Source organism: Qipengyuania rhodophyticola (assembly GCF_042493225.1).
Lineage (GTDB): Bacteria > Pseudomonadota > Alphaproteobacteria > Sphingomonadales > Sphingomonadaceae > Erythrobacter.
Window position 1 is genome coordinate 165,789 of the sequence record NZ_CP170454.1, and the last position, 17,607, is coordinate 183,395.

Consider the following 17,607-nt stretch of genomic DNA (forward strand, 5'->3'; position numbering starts at 1 on the left):
CGGAGCCTACCGGGACACAATCCGGGTGGAAAGGTGGAGGGCGCGGCTACTCGGACCACTGTGACAAGCACTAGCCTATTTGCGCCGCCCGGTGTAGAGGCGCGCCAAATCATGAACACTGCAACCACCCTCCCGGACCAGAAGAAGGTCGCCCCCCAGAAAAAAGTAGGGATGGTCAGCCTCGGCTGCCCCAAGGCGCTGGTCGATTCCGAGCGTATTCTCACGCGTTTGCGCGCCGATGGCTACGCGATGAGCCCTGATTATGCAGGCGCCGACGTCGTGCTGGTCAACACTTGCGGTTTCCTAGACAGCGCGAAGGAAGAGAGCCTTGCCGCGATTGGCGAGGCGATTTCGGAGAATGGCCGCGTCATTGTGACCGGCTGCATGGGCGAAGAGGCAGACGCCATTCGGGCGGCGCACCCAGCTGTTCTAGCGGTCACTGGCGCGCATCAATATGAGCAGGTGGTCGAGGCCGTGCATGAGCATGCCCCGCCGACGCAAGGTCCGTTTGTCGACCTGATTCCGCAGCCGTCCGAGCATGATATCAAGCTGACGCCGCGCCATTACAGCTATCTGAAGATCTCGGAGGGCTGCAATCATTCCTGCGCATTCTGCATTATCCCGGATTTGCGCGGAAAGCTCGCAAGCCGCCGCATTGATGCCGTGCTGCGCGAAGCGGAAAAACTGGTTGCTGCTGGCACGCAAGAACTACTTGTGATTAGCCAGGACACGAGCGCTTACGGCGTTGATACGCGCCATGAGACCCGCCCTTGGAAAGGCCGCGAGCCGCGCGCACACATGACCGACCTAGCGCGCGAGCTGGGCCAGCTGCGTACCGCGCAAGGCAATGCGCCATGGGTGCGCCTGCATTATGTCTATCCCTATCCGCATGTCGACAAGGTCATCCCGTTGATGGCGGAGGGCTTGCTGACGCCCTATCTTGACATCCCGTTTCAACATGCCGCGCCCAGCGTATTGAAGCGCATGAAACGCCCCGCGAATGAGGCCAAAGTTCTGGAGCGGCTGAAAAGCTGGCGCGAAATTTGTCCCGATATTGCCGTACGATCGAGCTTTGTGGTTGGTTTCCCCGGCGAGACTGAGGAAGATTTCCAATATCTCATCGACTGGCTCGAAGAGGCACAGCTCGACCGCGTGGGCGCGTTCCGGTTTGAACCTGTTGAGGGCGCACAGGCAAATAGCCTGCCCGATCCAGTACCCGAAGAGGTCAAGGAAGAGCGCTACGCCCGCCTGATGGAAGTCACGGAGCGTATTTCAGCAGCAAAGCTACAAGCCAAGATTGGCCGAACCTTGCCCGTAATCATCGATGAAGTTGGCGAGCCTGACGAAGACGGCGATATCGGCGCAACAGGGCGTAGCCAAGCAGACGCACCTGAAATCGACGGCGCGGTTTATCTGCGCAATGTGCCCGCTGCTTTGCGCGCAGGTGATATTGTGAATGCCGAAGTCGAAGACGCTGACGCCCATGATCTGTTCGGAGTGATCAGACAGTAATCCGGCGCGCTAGCGCGTGCGGCGCGGCGGCTCTGGTGCAAAGTGCCATTCGGCTCCATCAGGCCGCGCGAGAACCCCGGCGAGTGATGCGTTTTGTCCTTGGTTCAGCCGGTCAACGCATCGCGCGATTTCACTACGGACCGGCTCAATGCCAAACCGCGCGAAAATCAATCTGACGATCTCGATATTTTCAAATCGGGAGCCAGCCGGCGCATAGGTGGTGCCCTGTGCGTTCTGCCGAGTGCGCGCTGCAAAACCCTGCGCAATAGCGCCCTCAATAAACTCTTGCGCCTCGCCGATATGCTGCGCGCTTTGCGCGAGTGCCAAAGGGTCCATCCACTCTGCCTCGGCCAGAGCCTCGCGCATCCGAACCCGGTCAAAACTTGCATCTTCATTGGAGGGATCGCGCACTGGCTGAACGCCGGCAGCCTCGCAGACCGCCTCCAGTTCTGCCTTGCGCCACCCAAGTAAGGGCCGCAGCACAGAACTGTCATCGCTAGGATTTTGCGCCACGGCCCGGACGCCAGATAATCCAGCCAGACCGCTCCCACGGTTCAGCCGCATAAGCAGCGTCTCGGCCTGATCATCGGCATGGTGAGCGGTCGCGACGGCAGAAAGCCCGCGTTCGTCTCGCCACTTTGCCAGCGCCGCATATCGGGCACCGCGTGCGTTGGCCTGAAGATTGCCTGCCTCATCGACCTCTACCGGAAGGATCGTATGAGCAATTCCTAATGCGTCGCAGACCTCGGCAACAAAGCGCGCTTCATCGCCGCTTTCCGCGCGCAGTCCGTGATCGGCAGTCGCCGCTTCGACCCGGTCAGACATGTTAGCCGCGGCTAGCAAGAGCAAAGCCAGACTATCTGGCCCGCCGGATACCGCCACACCCAATTTCGCACCCTCGGAATGCTCCCAAAGCGCAGCTAAATCAGCGTCAAATCGCTGGAACAGCTCCGGGGCAATGCCATCAAGATCTACTCGGCTATCAATTGCAGGTGACCCTTGCGCGATTGCGCTCATATTGGCCTTGCAGACGGCCTGAGGCGAGCGCGGGGTATGTCTCAGCGAATTCTGACAAAGCAATGCAAGCACGCTGTGTGTCCTCTAGCGCGATCATCGCCTCAGAGAGATACAGTAAGCTGTCACCGGCCCTAGCCGCAGTTTTATCGGCCTGATAATTATTGAGGAACCACGGTGCGGCCTCGCGCGGCTTATTGTCATCCATATAAGCGCGGCCCAGCAGATTGCGGCCGTACGTCACGCGCCAATGCGAAGGATAGCGGTCAATGAACATTGCCAGCTGCTGCTGAGCCTCAGGGTAAAAGCCCGCATTCCACAAACGGAAGCCATAGGAATATTCGTCATCTGCAGGATCATCGGATTGCGGCTTGGCAATCGCCTGCACAGCCTCCAGCCGCTCAGCACTTGGACCTGTCGCAGCGGGCGTTGTGGCCGCTTGCGCACCCGTTTGCTGCGTGGTCGTTGGAGCGGGCGTCAGTGAAGTCGCCGGCGCAGTAGAAGGCGCGCTGACAGTTCCTTCGGGCAGCGACCCCGAACTGCTGCCACTTTCGATAGAATCGAGGCGCTCAGTCAGAATGCCAATAGCATTTTCGTTGCGTTCGGTTGTCGCGGTAAGGCGTTGGATCTGAGTCTCAAGCGCGCCAAGGCGCGACAAAATGTCCGTCACCGCAGTCGTCGAAGTGGCATTATTGGTTGCCGTGCTGGCAGGCGCTCCCGTGATTTCCGGCTCAAAGAAGCGTCCATCCGAACCGGGGAATACGCGCCGCTGAAGCGCGCGCACTTCGGCCTCCAACTTGCGGATGCGCAACTCGTCATTGTTGTCTTGCGCGATAACCGGCGCGGGTACGGCCAAAACCGAGGCTGCAAGAGCGGCGAAAATAATCGGGCGGGCTTTCATCGATGAAGGCTCCTCAAACTGTGTGATCTTTTGTGCGAATGCCGTAGCGCCTCTGGCCTGTCGAGAGGATGAAGGGCGTTATCCCAACTCAGCTCTCGTCGACGACCGGCGTGCCGCTTGAAACGGCGGCAGTGTCGGCGCGCGTGCGCAGGGCTTCTGCGGTCACCGCCACATCCTTGATGACTTCATCATCCTCAGAAAGTTTCGGCACGCTTACCCCGCCAATAGTAATGGCCAGCGCATGCGGACGCCCGGTCCATATCTGCGGACCCTCAGCATCTGCAGGGATGGTAAAGCTATCGCCTGCAGCCATTTGGGCCTCGAACAAGCGAGCACCACTAGCATCGTAGAATTTGACCCAAGTGCCATCTTCTTCGCTGGTGAAGATGACCTCATCAGAAGTCGCAATCGCCGTTTGCGCGGTCTGGGCTGTATCGCTCTGCGGATCGGCCTCACCCTCGGCGATCTGTGCATTGTTATCCTGCAGAGGCGCAGGCCCCAGACCAGGTGCGAAATAGGTCGTGTAAAAAGTGTAGCCGCCCACCAGCAGCAAGACCGCCGCCAGACCAGAAACAAGAGCAAGTCCACGAGAAGGGACTTTAGCCGGATCACCAGGCTCAAATGAGGCTGCGCGTGTGCCCTCCTGCATCTCATTCGCCGAGGCCAGCTCTTCGCGCACGAGAGTGACAATCTCGGCCTCATCATCGCCCACAATGCGCGCATAAGTGCGTGCAAAACCAATCGCATAAGTACGCGAGGGCAAATCGGCAAAATTGCCTTCTTCAATTGTGACAAGGTGGCGCTGCGGGATGCGGGTTTCCGCCGCAATTTGATCAAGTTCCATGCCCTTGGCCAAGCGCTTTTCACGCAAGCGCTCGCCAACCCCGCCTAGCGGCAGATTGCCATTTGTCTCGTTTGAGTCTTCGCTCATGGCGCTCCCGATACCCAGAACTGCTTTTTTTGATCCCCGTGAACCGAAGAAATGACGAAAACGTACAACTGTCAAGCGCGGAAACCAATTTTACATCTGAGCAGGCGGCCAATCTTGATAGGACGAGGCTGAGGCGCGACCAGCTTCAAAAGCTCGATCAAATAAGGATTGGGCGACGATCGGGCGACGATCGGGCGACGATCAATCGATCTCAATGCCCCTCGCGATTGCCCATTCCTGGAGCTTGGGCCGCAAATCATGATCTGGGCGCTCCAACCATGCATGCATCACCGCGCTGAGCTCATCGAGATCGACCCTGCTCACGAGCTCCTTGATCGGGCCAACTGCGGCAGGGGTGATCGATAAGCGGCGATAGCCAATCCCGAGCAAAGCCAGCGCTTCTAATTGGCGGCCGCCCATTTCGCCGCACACGCCGATGTCCACGCCGCCCTCAGCTGCTGCTTTGACGATCCGCCGCATAAACCGCATAATCGCTGGGCTGAGCCAGTCATAGCGTTCTGCAAGCTTGGGGTTTGCGCGGTCAGCAGCGAACAAGAACTGCGTCAGATCATTGGTCCCAACTGAGAGAAACGACAGCCGTGTCGCCATCTGGTCAAGCACTTCGACCAACGCGGGGACCTCAAGCATCGCGCCATATTCAATCGTCTCCGGCAGATGTTTGCGCTGCTTTTTCATGAATGCCAGCTGCTGCTCGAACACGGCCTTGGCAGCGTCAAACTCCCACGGTTCGCTGACCATGGGGAACATCACTTTCAACTGACGCCCTGCCGCCGCCTCCAGCAAAGCCCGCGCCTGCGCTTTCAGCAAGCCTTCACGCTCCAGAGCAAGGCGCAAGGCGCGCCAACCCATTGCGGGATTTTCCTCCTGTTTGAGAGCCTCAGAGTTAAGGTAAGGCACGCCCTTATCGCCGCCAATATCAACCGTGCGGAAGATAACAGGCTTACCGCCAGCCGCATCAAGAACGTCCTTGTAGAGCTTGGTCTGACGCTCCCGCTGAGGAAGAGTGGCGGAGACGAGGAATTGAAACTCTGTGCGGAATAACCCAATCCCATCTGCACCGGTCAGTTGTAATGCGCTCACATCATCGCGCAGGCCGGCGTTCATCAAGACTTCTATGCGTGTTCCACAGGCGGTCACTGGCTCTACGTCACGCATTTCCGCGTAAGTCGCCGCACGTTCGCGGTTCTTGGCAAAGCGTGCATCAAAGGCTTCGCTCATAGGCGGACTAGGGCGCAGCGTGACAACGCCCTTTTGAGTGTCGAGCAAGACCTCATCGCCCTCTTGCACTTGGCGCATCGCGCCTTGCGCACGGCCCAGCACCGGAATGCCCATCGCGCGGGCCACAATCACCACATGCGCAGTGAGCGAGCCCTCTTCAAGCACAACACCCTTGAGACGTCTCCTGTCATATTCGAGCAGCTCGGCGGGCCCAAGATTGCGCGCGATAAGGATCGCATCCTGACGCAGGCCTTGCGATGCCGCAGTGCCTAATTGCCCAGCGACGATCCGAAGCAAACGATTGGAAAGATCCTCCAGATCATGCATCCGGTCAGCCAGCAACGGGTCATCAATCTCGCGCATCCGCATCCGGGTGTGCTGCTGTACGCGCTCAATTGCCGCCTCAGCGGTCAGGCCTGAATCAATCGCTTCATTGATCCGCCGCGACCACCCCTCATCATACGCGAACATCTTATAGGTCTCGAGCACCTCATCATGCTCGCCCCCTTTGCCAAACTCGACTTGCGTCGCCATCGCATCGATCTGGTCGCGCATCTTGTCAAACGCACGGTAAACCCGCTGGCGCTCTGCCTCGATATCATCGGCCATTACTTGCGTAATCTCGACCCGCGGCTGGTGAAACACCGCTTTGCCCGCGCCCAGCCCTTTGACCAGTCGCAAGCCCTCAATCAAGACCGGTCCGCTTTCAATCTCGCCAAGACCGCGCGCATCCTCGCCATCAACCAGTTCATGGTGCGCGATCAATTCCGACAAGACCATGGCGGTGGTTTGTAGCGCCTCGATCTCGACGTCCTCATAGCGGCGCGGGTCAACATGTTGCACGCAAAGCACACCAACGGCCCGCTCTCGGTAGACAATCGGCACCCCGGCAAATGAGTGAAACTTCTCCTCGCCTGTCTCAGGACGATAAAGGAAATCAGGATGCGCCTTGGCTTCGGCCAGATTGAGCATCTCGATATTCTTGGCAATTGTCCCTGTCAGCCCCTCGCCAATACCCATGCGGGTGACGTGCACAGCGTTAGGGTTCAGGCCTTGGGTCGCATAAAGCTCCAGCGCGCCATCGCGCAGCAAATAAATTGAGCAAACCTCGCTATCGAGACTTTCGCCGATAATTTGGACAACCTGGTCAAGCTTGCGCTGGGCATGGGTGCGTGACGCCATCACCTCGTGAAGACGAGTAAGGATTTGTCGGGCACTTGATGCAGCAGTCATGGACAGCGCCTATAGCAGAGCGAGCGCGATCGGGAAGCATCACGCCTAGGCAGTCTTCAAAATGATCGAATGTCCGGACAGCCTGCGCCTAAATCTCGGACAATTCTTCTTTAATCTTGAGTTTGCGGCGTTTGATCTGCCTAACAAGCTCATCATTGGGATGCGGGCGTCGCATTTCGTCTCGCAATTGTGCTTCCAACCCAGCGTGCTTTTCCTGAAGCGCGGTGACGTGTGTTGATTGCATCAGTTTCTCTCCAGAGATTGCGTGCAGCCCCTCTATGCACTGTAACACCTGTTGAACGACTCGCGACATAGTCGGAGTCGTCAACACGCGCATTAAGGCACAATATTTGGGTTTTGCGAAGGGCTAATTCTTAAGGTAGAGCGCCTAAGTGTCTTAGCCCGGAATATTGTGCCAAAAACTAACAGGATCGCTCGTGCTGACAGAGGAAGAACTTCAAAAACGCCTCGAGATCCTTCGTGTCGAACACCGGGATCTTGATGCAGCGATCAACGCCCTGACCGAGGCGGGCTCGACTGATCAGTTGCAAGTTGCCCGGCTGAAGAAGCGCAAATTGCGCATTCGTGATCAAATGGCCGTGATCGAAGACAATTTGCTGCCCGACATTATCGCCTAAACTTACTTTCGCACTACCTCACGTCGCATTGCGGGACATATTCGTTACCGCGTTAGATTTCTACGCAGTTTACATTTAAGGCCCGAGTTATGGGAAGCGACAAAGCCATAAAGCAACCGATCGTGGAAGAGCTGTACGCGCAGGCACTAGTGCTCGCTGATGAAGCGCGCACTCTTTTTGATATGCGCGGCAAAGAGACCGCGGATAATGACAATGTTGCTATGCGCATGGCCCTCTCAGTTGAGGGGCTGCGCACCACCACGCGAGTCATGAATATTCTCGCCTGGCTCCTGAATCAGCGCGCTTATCTGCAAGGTGAGCTGTCTTCCAAGCAGATCATGAAGCATGGCGCGTTGGCTGATGAACGACCGTCTGACCCTAAGAATCTCGCCTCGCTGCTGCCCGATGCGCAATATCTCATCCGCGAGAGCGAGAAAATGTACCACCGGATCGCCCGGCTCGACACGAGCTGGCGCGATCAGGCGAATGATGATGCTGATGGCACTCAAAGCTCGGTCCACTCAATGCAGTCGATGATCACACAGGCTTTTGGCGAAGGATCGGACGGACTGAAGGCCAGCAAAACCGGCTGACCTACATGCCAACCAAAGGTTCACACGGCCGTTAGCGCCTTGCGCCAGCCGCCTAGCCGAAAAGCGCGATCATCCTCGCTCATATCAGGCGCAAATTTACGGGTGGAGCCGCGCATTGTGGCCGCGCCAGTTTCCAGATCAGGATAAAGGCCCGCGCCCACCGCCGCCCCAAGCGCCGCGCCGAGAGCAGTCGTTTCGACGAAATCAGGCCGCTCAACCGCGAGATCAAGCACATTGGCGAGATCCTGCGCCATCCAGTCATTCGCGCTCATCCCGCCATCAATTTTCAAGCTCGACCAACTCGCGCCATCCGCAGCGAAGGCGCGCTCCAGATCATAGGTCTGATGCGCCATCGCCTCAAGCGCAGCGCGCGCGATCTCCGCCTTGCCGCTCGCGAAGGACAATCCGGTGATGACCCCGCGTGCATTGGGTAGCCAATGCGGCGCGCCAAGACCGGACAGCGCCGGGACGATAAAAACGCCGCCGTTATCAGTGATAGAGCGCGCCAGTGCCTCGGTTTCAGCCGCGCTGCCGATCAGGCCCAGACTATCGCGGATCCATTGCACGAGACTGCCTGCGACAAAGACGGAGCCTTCCAGCGCGTACGTCCGCTCTCCGCCCTCCTGCATCAGCACGGTGCCGAGTAGTCGGTTATCGGAGTGCGGGATTTCCCGGCCCTTATTGGTCAACACGAAAGCCCCGGTTCCGAAAGTCGCTTTGGTTTCACCCGGCGCAAGACAGCCTTGGCCGATGGTCGCCGCTTGCTGATCGCCAATCATGGAGCAGATCGGAATGGCCTGGCCTAGCCACTCCTCGTTGCACATAGCAAGCTGACCATGCGTGTCGACGACTTCTGGCAGCGCATCCATCGGCACGCCCAGCACGCTGCAAAGCTCCTCATCAAACTGCGCTCCACCGAGCGCCAAAAGTAGCGTGCGCGAGGCATTGCTGGCATCGGTAATATGCCGTCCACCCGAGAGTTTAAACGCGAGCCAGCTTTCGACTGTTCCCAAGGCCAGCCGGTGAGCGGCCTGCGCTGCTCGCACGGAAGCCTCATTGTCGATCAGCCAGCGCATTTTCGTGCCGGAGAAATAGGGGTCTAGCAGCAGGCCAGTTCTCTTCTGAAAGAGCGGCTCGTGCCCGGCCTCTTTAAGCCCAGCACAAAACTCCGCCGTACGCCGATCCTGCCACACAATCGCGCGCGCCAAGGGTTCGCCCGTGGTTTTGTCCCATGCGACAACAGTCTCACGCTGATTGGTGATACCGATCGCGGCAATTCTGTCCGCGCCGCCATTATCCTCGACCGCTTGGCGCGCACAGGCAAGCGTCTTGGTCCAGATTTCCGCTGGATCATGCTCAACCCAGCCTGCTTGCGGATAATGCTGCGTCAACTCTTCCTGCGCGACATGCTCCATCGTGCCGTCGGCAGCGAAGATCATCGCACGGGTTGATGTCGTACCCTCATCCAGAACCAGAATTTTATCAGGCATATGTTTGCTTTCTCCCACGGCGATATTCCTAAACCGTCGCGCAGCGACCGCAAGAGCGTGCGTGGTTTCCAGTTTTTGTGCCATCGCCGTCCAGCAACAACTCTCGCGTGACACAGCGCAATCCTCGCTTCATAATCATCCGATGGCAAAGATACCGCCCAAACCATGGCCGACCGGACAGGCCGAAGAAATCGAACCACTTGTGCGCCGCGTGCTCGCGCCTAACCCCTCGCCTTATACGTACACTGGGACGCAGACTTACATTGTCGGCATGGGAGATGGCTGCGCGGTGATCGACCCCGGCCCGGACGAGAGGGAGCATCTGCTCGCTCTCGATGCGGCGATTGGCGAAGAGCACGTCTGCGCAATCATGTGTACGCATACCCACCGCGACCACTCACCTGCCTCACGCGGGCTGGCGCAGCGCACCGGAGCACCGATTGTGGGGTGCGCACCAATTGCCATGGATGTCACCGATGGCCCTCGCGCTGATGAGGGCTTTGACCCGCACTATGAACCTGACCGCGTGCTGGAAGATGGTGAGGCGATGACAGGTCCGGGCTGGACTCTGCGCGCCGTGGCGACACCGGGCCACGTCTCCAACCATCTCTGCTTTGCTTTGGAAGAAAGCGGCGCGCTGTTCACCGGAGATCATGTGATGGGCTGGTCAACCAGCGTAATCGTGCCGCCTGATGGCGACATGGCGGATTACATGCGCAGCCTCGACAAGATCTATGAGCGCGAAGACCGGATTTATTACCCCGCGCATGGCCCAGCGATTGAAAAACCACGCCAGCTGGTCCGCTCCATGATTGGCCATCGCCGCCAGCGCGAGAACCAGATACTGCGCCTTCTGGGAGAGGAGGCACAATCGGTCGAAGCGCTCGTCCCGCAAATGTATAAAGGCCTCGACCCGCGCCTGAACAAGGCGGCGGCTTTGTCTGTCACCGCCCACATCATCGATTTGGAACGGCGCGGAATGGTCTCTGGAGAGAACGATATCTGGCAGGCAGCTTAGCTAAGCCTCCTGCCCCGCGAACTCCCCGGCCACAAAGCTATCGGCCAGCGCAAACTTGCGGATTTTGCCCGATCCGGTCAGCGGAAACTCCTTCATCCACACCCAATGTTGAGGCGTCTTTTGCGGCGACAGATGCGAGCGGATATGCGCTCTTAGCTCCTCCACTGATGGCGCACTCGCACCTTCAGTCAGCCGCATAAAGCACCCGACGACCTCGCCCCATTTCTCATCCGGAATGCCAGCTACCGCGACCTCCGCAATCGCAGGATGCAGTAGCATCGCATTCTCGATCTCAGCAGGAAACAGGTTTTCGCCCCCGCGAATAATCATCTCTTTGACCCGGCCCGTGATCTTCACAAATCCGCGCGCATCCATTGTGCCGAGATCACCGGTATGCAGCCAGCCTTCGCTATCGATCGCGGCAGCGGTCGCCTCTGGATTATCATTGTAGCCCGCCATCACCGCATAGCCGCGCGCACAAATCTCACCCTGCTCGTCGACCGGGCAAACTGCATTGGTTTGCGGATCCAGAATGGCAAGATCGAGATGTGGCACAGCTTGGCCAATCGTAGTCGTGCGATCCTCAAATCCATCATCAGCCCGGCAAAATGTGACAACCGGTGAGGCCTCGGTCTGGCCGTAAATCACCTGGATTGGCACACCGAACACCTCCTCAGTCTCTCGGGCAAGCTCAGGCGCAACCATTGCGGCGCCTGACATCATGCCTTTGATAGAGCTGACATCGCGTCTGCTGCGCCGTGCCTCTTCCACCATCATCACCAACATTGTCGGAACGCCGCCAGTAAAATCGGGCCGCTCACGCTCGATCACTTCCAGCATCATTGCGGGATCGAAATGCGGCATTGGCAAGAAAACCATGCCCATCGCTAGGCATCCGAACATGTGGCTGGAAGAGCCTGCATGAAAAAGGGGTAGTGGTATCAGACACCGAGCGCCGGGATGGCATCCCCAACGCCGCATCATATCGAGATTGTTTTGCAGAATTCCCGCTTGGCGCAGCAATACGCCTTTGGGAAAGCCGGTGGTTCCGGAGGTATATTGGATCTGCATAATGCCGTCCGCCGCAAGCGGTGCCAACGTACCTAGCTCATGCCCCGCCAGCATCGCATCGCTATCGGTAAAGTCCTGCTTCACCTTGACCTTCGGTAAATCCGCACAGGCTTCCTCAGCGACTGGCGCAAGCAGCGTACCGCGCGCATCAGGTGAGTGGTAGACCGCCTCCGCCCCCGATTGCTCCAGCACAAATTTCAGCTCGGGCGCGATGAACGCAGGGTTCACCGTCACCACAGTCAACCCGGCCAAAGCCGCCGCAAACTGCGTCATCACCCATTCCGGGGAATTGGTCGCGTAAATCGCAATACGAGCACCCGGTGCATGGCGCGATGCAAGAGCGCGGCCCAGCTTTTCGCAATCCGCCTTGAGCTCTGTATAGCTCCATTCACGGCCCATCTGCCCATTTGGCAAAAGCTCTCGCAGAGCCAATTGGTCGCCGCGCTCCGCCGCTTGTTTTCCGAGCAGGCCGTCAATCGTCATAGTTTCAAACGGAGTATCCGCCTGAGCGGGAAAGTATGACTCACTCAGCGAAACTTCGTACATGCAAATCTCCTAAGGATGACAAGGTAGGCAACCGCGGCCTACGCGATAGTACATGTGCGACACCAGCCGCCCAGAATAAGTGCATACACTCTCGAAAAAATCGTAGGCCGCGTTATATATCTGACAAGACCATATATACGGGGTGTCTCAAATGACCGCTGAAACGAAACTGCCGACCGGCACTGACCTGCTTGAAGAGATTGGCCGCCTGCGCAAAGAGCGTAATGCGGTGATCCTAGCTCACTATTATCAGACGCCCGACATTCAGGATCTGGCGGATTATGTGGGCGATTCGCTTCAGCTGAGCCAGATGGCGGCAGAAACCGATGCGGATGTCATCGCCTTCTGCGGTGTGAAATTTATGGCGGACACGGCAAAAATCCTTTCGCCGGAGAAAATCGTTGTCCTGCCCGATATGGACGCGGGTTGCTCGCTAGAAGACAGCTGCCCGCCGGAGAAATTCGCCCGTTTCCGCGAGCAGCATCCCGATCACATCGCGCTGACTTACATCAATTGCTCAACCGAGGTGAAGGCGCTGTCTGACGTCATCGTCACCAGCTCCAGCGCGGAAACGATCCTGCAGCAGATCCCGAAAGATCAGAAGATCATTTTCGGGCCCGATCGTCACTTGGGCGGATATCTCGCCCGAAAATTCAACCGCGAAATGCTTCTATGGCCGGGCGTTTGCATTGTGCATGAGGCGTTTAGCGAAACCGAGCTGCTGAAACTCAAGGAAGAGCACCCTGATGCGCCGATTGCCGCGCACCCGGAATGCCCGCCAACGATTGTTGATCATGCTGATTATGTCGGCTCGACCAGCGGCATCCTGAAGTTCGCGCAGGAGTTTGAGGGCGACACGCTGATCGTCGCGACTGAGCCGCACATCATTCACCAGATGGAAAAGGCGCTGCCGAACAAGAACTTCATCGGTGCGCCCGGCGCAGACGGAAACTGCTCCTGCAACATCTGTCCTTATATGGCGCTCAACACCATGGAGAAACTCTATGTGTGCCTGCGCGATCTGCAACCGCGTATTGAGATTGAAGAAGAGCTACGCCTGAAAGCCAAGAAAAGCCTCGACCGCATGCTCGGCATGGCGGCTGGCACTGTTGGCATGGGCGATTTGGGGAAGGTGGCGTTTACGAGGGATTGAAGGCCTAACCCCCGATAGGGAAGCGAAATATACAGTCCTATTTCGGCAATCTATCCATGGATCATGAAGTACATTTCAGAGATCGTCCGAGCATACCTGAGAGCCGGACGGCCATGGGCAGGTTTGGTGATATTCATTCTCTGGTGCCTTACGGCTATCAGCATCACAATTGGTGTTGTGGTAATCTACACATCACCCATTTTCGTTGGATTCGAGCGCCTCTGACTCGCACGAGCCACAACAAGCGCGCTGCCCAGCAGCACCATCCCAAGCAAGTCCAGCGGCGTGAGAACTTCGTCAAACACGCTATAGCCAATCACTGCTGCGACCGCGGGCTGTGTCAGCAGCGCGAGGCCAATAATTAGCGGCGGGAAATGCCCCAGCGCGAACACTAGCAGGCCCTGCCCGATCAGCTGGCTAGTGATGAATAGCACCAGCACCGGCGTCCAATCGGTGGGCCAGATCGGCTCTCCCAATGCGAGCGCTATTGCGAGCAGCACGGGACATGCGAAAATGCTGACCCAGACCAGCAGGCTCCACGAACCGAACTGGGCGCGCTCCCCCTTCAGAGTCAGCAGGTAAATTGCGTAAAGCAGACCGGCGGCGAGGCAAAACAGATCGCCCACAAAGGTCTGCGTCGAGATATCCAGACTGCGCCCCAGCAAAATGCCCGCCCCGGTCAGCGCGCAGATAATCGCCAACCATTCAAACCCGCGCGGCATGGTTCGCGCGATCAAAAACCCCCAGAACAGCAGGATGATCGACCCCGCATTGCCGAATAGCGTCGCATTACCCAGCCGGGTGAGGCCAATGCCGATATGCCAGCTCGCAAGATCCAGCGCGAAAGCGGTGGAACCCAAAGCCACCAGCAGCAGGGTCTTGCGCGGCATTCCGCCCAATTTCTGGCCGCTCACCCGCGCGATCAGCACCAGAAATGGCAGCGCCAGAAACAGCCGCCAGAAGCCCGCTGACACCGGGCCAGTATCGGCGAGCCGCACCAACCAAGGCCCCAGCGCGAGCGCCACATTGCCCGTCAGCAGAGCAAGCAAGAGCAGCCATTGCGGCGCGCCGACCTTCCCGACATTCATTTCCCCGGTTGCACCTGTCATCGCCCTGCACTAGCCGTTTGAGTAGCAAAACCGAACGCAAATAATTCTGGGAGAGCACCTGCTCATGCATGACACCTTGTTCCAACCGCTGAAAATGGGCGCGCTCACCGCCAAGAACCGCATTTTCATGGCGCCGCTGACGCGTGGCCGTGCGGCAGACCCGATGTTCACACCCAACGCAATGATGGGCACATATTATCGTCAACGCGCCGGTGCGGGCATGATCCTAACCGAGGCGACGGGCATCAGTGTAGAGGGTCTCGGCTGGCCATCTGCACCCGGCATTTGGAGCGATGAACAGACCGAGGCATGGAAGCCAATTGTCGAAGGCGTGCACGAGGAAGGCGGCCTAATTGCCATGCAGCTGTGGCATATGGGGCGCATCGTTCACCCCTATTTCCTCGATGGCAAAGCTCCGCTTTCTGCCAGCGCGACTACGGCGCCTGGCGAGGCCCACACACCTATCGGTAAGCAAGCCTACGTTGAAGCGCGCGCCGCGACACTCGACGATATCAAACACACGATTGATGATTATCACCGCGCGGCGGAGAACGCGAAGAAGGCTGGATTTGACGCGGTGCAGCTGCACGGCGCCAATGGCTATTTCATTGACCAATTCCTGCGCGACAAAACCAATCTGCGCGACGATGAATATGGTGGCTCGCCGGAAAATCGCACTCGGTTGATGCGCGAAGTGCTCGAGGCGTTGATTGATGTCTGGGGCGCGGACCGCGTTGGCATCCGCCTATCGCCCAATGGCGATTCTCAAGGGACCGACGACAGTAACCCGCAAGCCACCTTTGGCGCGGCAGCGAAAGTGTGTAACGATTTGGGTCTGGCCTTTGTTGAACTACGCCAACCGGGCCCGGACGGCACCTTCGGGCAGACTGACGTTCCCCAGCAAGATCCGCTGTTCCGCGAGCATTACACAGGCCCGCTAATCCTCAACTCCGATTACAGCGCGCAGGAAGCGGAAGATGATGTGTCGAGCGGACGCTGCGACGCGGTCAGCTTTGGCCGGCCCTATATCTCCAACCCTGATCTGGAAAAGCGGATTGCAGTGGGGGCCGATTTCAACCCCAATGTGAACGTCCCCAAAAGCTGGTACTTCCCAATTGCAGAAGGCTACATCGACTACCCTACGCTGAAAGAAGAGCAGCAGCAGGCAGCAGCAGGCTAGCCGGCGTCGTCTGCCTCTGGCGGGGCTGGCGGTAGAAGGTCCACTGGCGGCGGCGGTGCTGCCTCGCTCGCTGGTTCAGCGCTAGGTGGAGGAACGGCAGGTTCTGGCGGACTTGCCACAGCTGCCTCAGACGCAGTGTCGTCTTGAGCCTCGCTAGGCGCGTCTGAGCGTGATGATGTCGCGCCTGACACTGAGGCATCGCTCGCCGCTGCGCCGCCAGTGGGCGATTGCGAACGCAAATTATCGAGCGCGATCATATCGTCGCTGATCGTGCCCCCCAATACTTCGCCCTCTGCCATGCGCCCATCATCTACAGATGCTTCAGGGGCCGCCGGCTCTTCGCTACATGCGGACAGCCCGCCTAGCCCCAGCAAAAGGGTCGCCGCCGAAATAGTGACGCGCATAGTCATGGCAGTGTGTTTCCTTCTACGGCCCGCCCAACTGCAGAAAGGGCGCTCAAAAAATCGTCAAAGCGCGCAAGCAGCGCAGTGTCAAAAGCCTCTGGGGTAACGTCCATACCCATATCCGCTAAGCTGGTGACGCCAAATTCGTCAATCCCGCAGGGGACGATACCGCTGAAATGGGAGAGGTCAGGCGCAAGGTTCACTGAAAAGCCATGCGTGGTGACCCAGCGGCGGACCCGCACGCCAATCGCGCCGATCTTGGCCTCCGTGCCGTCCGGGTCACTCGTCCAGATACCAATGCGGCCCTCAGCGCGCCATGCCTCAACGCCGAGGTCACCCAGTGTCGCAATTACCCAGCCCTCTAACGAGCTCACAAAGCGGCGTACATCGCGCCCACGTTTGGCCAAATCGAGCATGACATAGCCAACCCGCTGGCCCGGCCCATGGTAGGTATAGCGTCCGCCCCGGCCCGCCTCGACAACTTCAAAGCGCGGATCAAGCAGCTCTGCTGCCGCGGCGCTCGTCCCAGCGGTGTAAACCGGCGGATGCTCGAGCAACCATAATTGTTCAGCTGCCTCGCCCGCCGCAATCGCGCGGCCGCGGGCATCCATCACTTCTAGCGCACGCGCATAAGGCACTCGGTCCTTCTCAGGCGTGATTTCAACAGAATGTGTGCGGCTAGCGTCCATTGGCAATTGCGTGGCGCGAAGAGAAGCGGTTATCAAGAGGGAAAGGAGAAAACACTTGGCAAAGCTGGATATGACGCAGGCGTGGGACAGTGCGGTGCGCAAGCTAAATGCCAATCGCGAATTGGTATTCATCCTTGGCGGGGTGTTTTTCTTCCTTCCGCAATTGGCCTTCAGTTTGTTAACCCCCGCCGCGCTTAGCCCGGAGCTCGCAGCGTCTGGCTCCGTTTCTCCAGAACAGCTGATCGAGGCATTGAACTCATATTTTGCCGAGTATTGGTGGGCGGTGGTGATATCGTCGCTCGTGCAAATCGTGGGCACGATCGCGGTGCTTAATGTTCTGGGCGCAGCGGACCGGCCAACGGTCAGCACTGCTGTTGAACGCGGGGCGCGATCACTGCCGATCATGCTGCTCACACAGATCATGGTGACCATTGCCGCCTTGCTGCCGCTAGCGATCGCCTACGGCCTCATCGCCAGTGGTTCTCTAGCGGTGCTTGGCGGCATTTTGGTCCTGCCCGCCGCTGTTGTAGGCGTGTACTTGTACATCAAATTCTCGCTTACCTCGCCGATTATCGCGCTTCAGGATGTGCGCAATCCTGTCGATGCGCTCAAACAATCATGGCATGCGACCAAACAAAACAGCTTCCGGCTATTCGCATTCTATGCGCTGTTGATCATTGGGTTTGGAGTGATCTTTGCCGTCACGTCACTGGTTATCGGAGTGATCTTTGCGCTTGGAGGCGAAACGCTTGAGCTGATCGGCACTGCCATTTTCGGCAGCCTCATGAGCGCAGTCTTCGCCATCTTTTCTTACGGCGTGCTTGCAGCTGTATATCGTCAGCTATCAGGCAGTCATGATGGGCCATCCGTGCCCAAAGCAGGTTAG

17 protein-coding genes are annotated in these 17,607 nt (G+C 58.3%); 7 read left to right on the forward strand and 10 right to left on the reverse strand.

The annotated features are described in order from the left end of the window. Positions 1–111: 111 nt before the first annotated feature. Positions 112–1,512 carry a 30S ribosomal protein S12 methylthiotransferase RimO gene (gene rimO, locus ACFCXQ_RS00885; RefSeq protein ID WP_379552174.1) on the forward strand — a complete coding sequence of 467 codons (1,401 nt, stop codon included), beginning with the start codon at positions 112–114 and terminating at the stop codon, positions 1,510–1,512. Positions 1,513–1,521: 9 nt separating this feature from the next. Here the strand turns inward: rimO and tilS are convergent, their stop codons facing one another. The 5 genes from tilS to ACFCXQ_RS00910 all read right to left on the reverse strand — a co-directional run bounded on the left by tilS (position 1,522) and on the right by ACFCXQ_RS00910 (position 7,074). After that, positions 1,522–2,529 (reverse strand): tRNA lysidine(34) synthetase TilS, encoded by a 1,008-nt coding sequence (gene tilS, locus ACFCXQ_RS00890; protein ID WP_379552176.1) that lies wholly within the window; start codon positions 2,527–2,529, stop codon positions 1,522–1,524. Further along, entirely contained in the window at positions 2,495–3,427 is a 933-nt protein-coding gene (locus ACFCXQ_RS00895) for a tetratricopeptide repeat protein (protein WP_379552178.1), read from the reverse strand. Before ACFCXQ_RS00895 ends, tilS begins: the two co-directional genes overlap by 35 nt. 88 nt (positions 3,428–3,515) lie before the next feature. Then, positions 3,516–4,358 (reverse strand): helix-turn-helix domain-containing protein, encoded by an 843-nt coding sequence (locus tag ACFCXQ_RS00900; RefSeq protein ID WP_379552180.1) that lies wholly within the window; start codon positions 4,356–4,358, stop codon positions 3,516–3,518. A gap of 201 nt (positions 4,359–4,559) precedes the next feature. Further along, positions 4,560–6,830 carry a phosphoenolpyruvate--protein phosphotransferase gene (ptsP, locus tag ACFCXQ_RS00905; protein ID WP_379552182.1) on the reverse strand — a complete coding sequence of 757 codons (2,271 nt, stop codon included), beginning with the start codon at positions 6,828–6,830 and terminating at the stop codon, positions 4,560–4,562. A gap of 88 nt (positions 6,831–6,918) precedes the next feature. Further along, on the reverse strand, positions 6,919–7,074 hold the full coding sequence (locus tag ACFCXQ_RS00910; RefSeq protein WP_379552184.1) for a YdcH family protein: 156 nt from the start codon (positions 7,072–7,074) through the stop codon (positions 6,919–6,921). 196 nt (positions 7,075–7,270) lie between these two features. Here ACFCXQ_RS00910 and ACFCXQ_RS00915 point away from each other — a divergent pair, with 196 nt between their 5' ends. Both ACFCXQ_RS00915 and ACFCXQ_RS00920 read left to right on the forward strand, forming a co-directional pair. Continuing rightward, entirely contained in the window at positions 7,271–7,468 is a 198-nt protein-coding gene (locus tag ACFCXQ_RS00915; RefSeq protein ID WP_379554496.1) for a YdcH family protein, read from the forward strand. A gap of 89 nt (positions 7,469–7,557) precedes the next feature. After that, positions 7,558–8,061, forward strand: coding sequence for a DUF1465 family protein (locus tag ACFCXQ_RS00920; RefSeq protein ID WP_379552186.1), 504 nt, complete (start codon positions 7,558–7,560; stop codon positions 8,059–8,061). 20 nt (positions 8,062–8,081) lie between these two features. On the opposite strand, the gene ACFCXQ_RS00925 is transcribed toward ACFCXQ_RS00920, so the two are convergent. Continuing rightward, positions 8,082–9,551: a glycerol kinase gene (locus ACFCXQ_RS00925; RefSeq protein WP_379552188.1), complete on the reverse strand. Its 1,470-nt coding sequence runs from the start codon at positions 9,549–9,551 to the stop codon at positions 8,082–8,084. 142 nt (positions 9,552–9,693) lie between these two features. On the opposite strand from ACFCXQ_RS00925, the gene ACFCXQ_RS00930 reads away from it, so the two are divergent. Then, on the forward strand, positions 9,694–10,569 hold the full coding sequence (locus ACFCXQ_RS00930; RefSeq protein WP_379552190.1) for an MBL fold metallo-hydrolase: 876 nt from the start codon (positions 9,694–9,696) through the stop codon (positions 10,567–10,569). Here ACFCXQ_RS00930 and ACFCXQ_RS00935 read toward each other — a convergent pair whose 3' ends face one another. Next, the gene (locus ACFCXQ_RS00935) at positions 10,570–12,186 is read right to left on the reverse strand and encodes a class I adenylate-forming enzyme family protein (RefSeq protein ID WP_379552192.1); all 1,617 of its coding nucleotides are present in this window, start codon (positions 12,184–12,186) and stop codon (positions 10,570–10,572) included. It abuts the gene before it with no gap. A 151-nt stretch (positions 12,187–12,337) separates the two neighbouring features. Here ACFCXQ_RS00935 and nadA point away from each other — a divergent pair, with 151 nt between their 5' ends. Beyond that, entirely contained in the window at positions 12,338–13,339 is a 1,002-nt protein-coding gene (nadA, locus tag ACFCXQ_RS00940) for a quinolinate synthase NadA (protein WP_379552194.1), read from the forward strand. 185 nt (positions 13,340–13,524) lie between these two features. On the opposite strand, the gene ACFCXQ_RS00945 is transcribed toward nadA, so the two are convergent. Continuing rightward, positions 13,525–14,448 carry a DMT family transporter gene (locus ACFCXQ_RS00945; RefSeq protein WP_379552196.1) on the reverse strand — a complete coding sequence of 308 codons (924 nt, stop codon included), beginning with the start codon at positions 14,446–14,448 and terminating at the stop codon, positions 13,525–13,527. Between the two features lie 64 nt (positions 14,449–14,512). Here ACFCXQ_RS00945 and ACFCXQ_RS00950 point away from each other — a divergent pair, with 64 nt between their 5' ends. Next, entirely contained in the window at positions 14,513–15,628 is a 1,116-nt protein-coding gene (locus tag ACFCXQ_RS00950) for an alkene reductase (RefSeq protein WP_379552198.1), read from the forward strand. Here ACFCXQ_RS00950 and ACFCXQ_RS00955 read toward each other — a convergent pair. Next, positions 15,625–16,038: a hypothetical protein gene (locus ACFCXQ_RS00955; protein WP_379552200.1), complete on the reverse strand. Its 414-nt coding sequence runs from the start codon at positions 16,036–16,038 to the stop codon at positions 15,625–15,627. The genes ACFCXQ_RS00950 and ACFCXQ_RS00955 overlap by 4 nt on opposite strands. Further along, entirely contained in the window at positions 16,035–16,721 is a 687-nt protein-coding gene (gene lipB, locus ACFCXQ_RS00960) for a lipoyl(octanoyl) transferase LipB (RefSeq protein ID WP_379552202.1), read from the reverse strand. Before lipB ends, ACFCXQ_RS00955 begins: the two co-directional genes overlap by 4 nt. A 55-nt stretch (positions 16,722–16,776) precedes the next feature. Between lipB and ACFCXQ_RS00965 the strand changes: the two genes are divergently transcribed. Then, the gene (locus tag ACFCXQ_RS00965) at positions 16,777–17,607 is read left to right on the forward strand and encodes a hypothetical protein (protein WP_379552204.1); all 831 of its coding nucleotides are present in this window, start codon (positions 16,777–16,779) and stop codon (positions 17,605–17,607) included.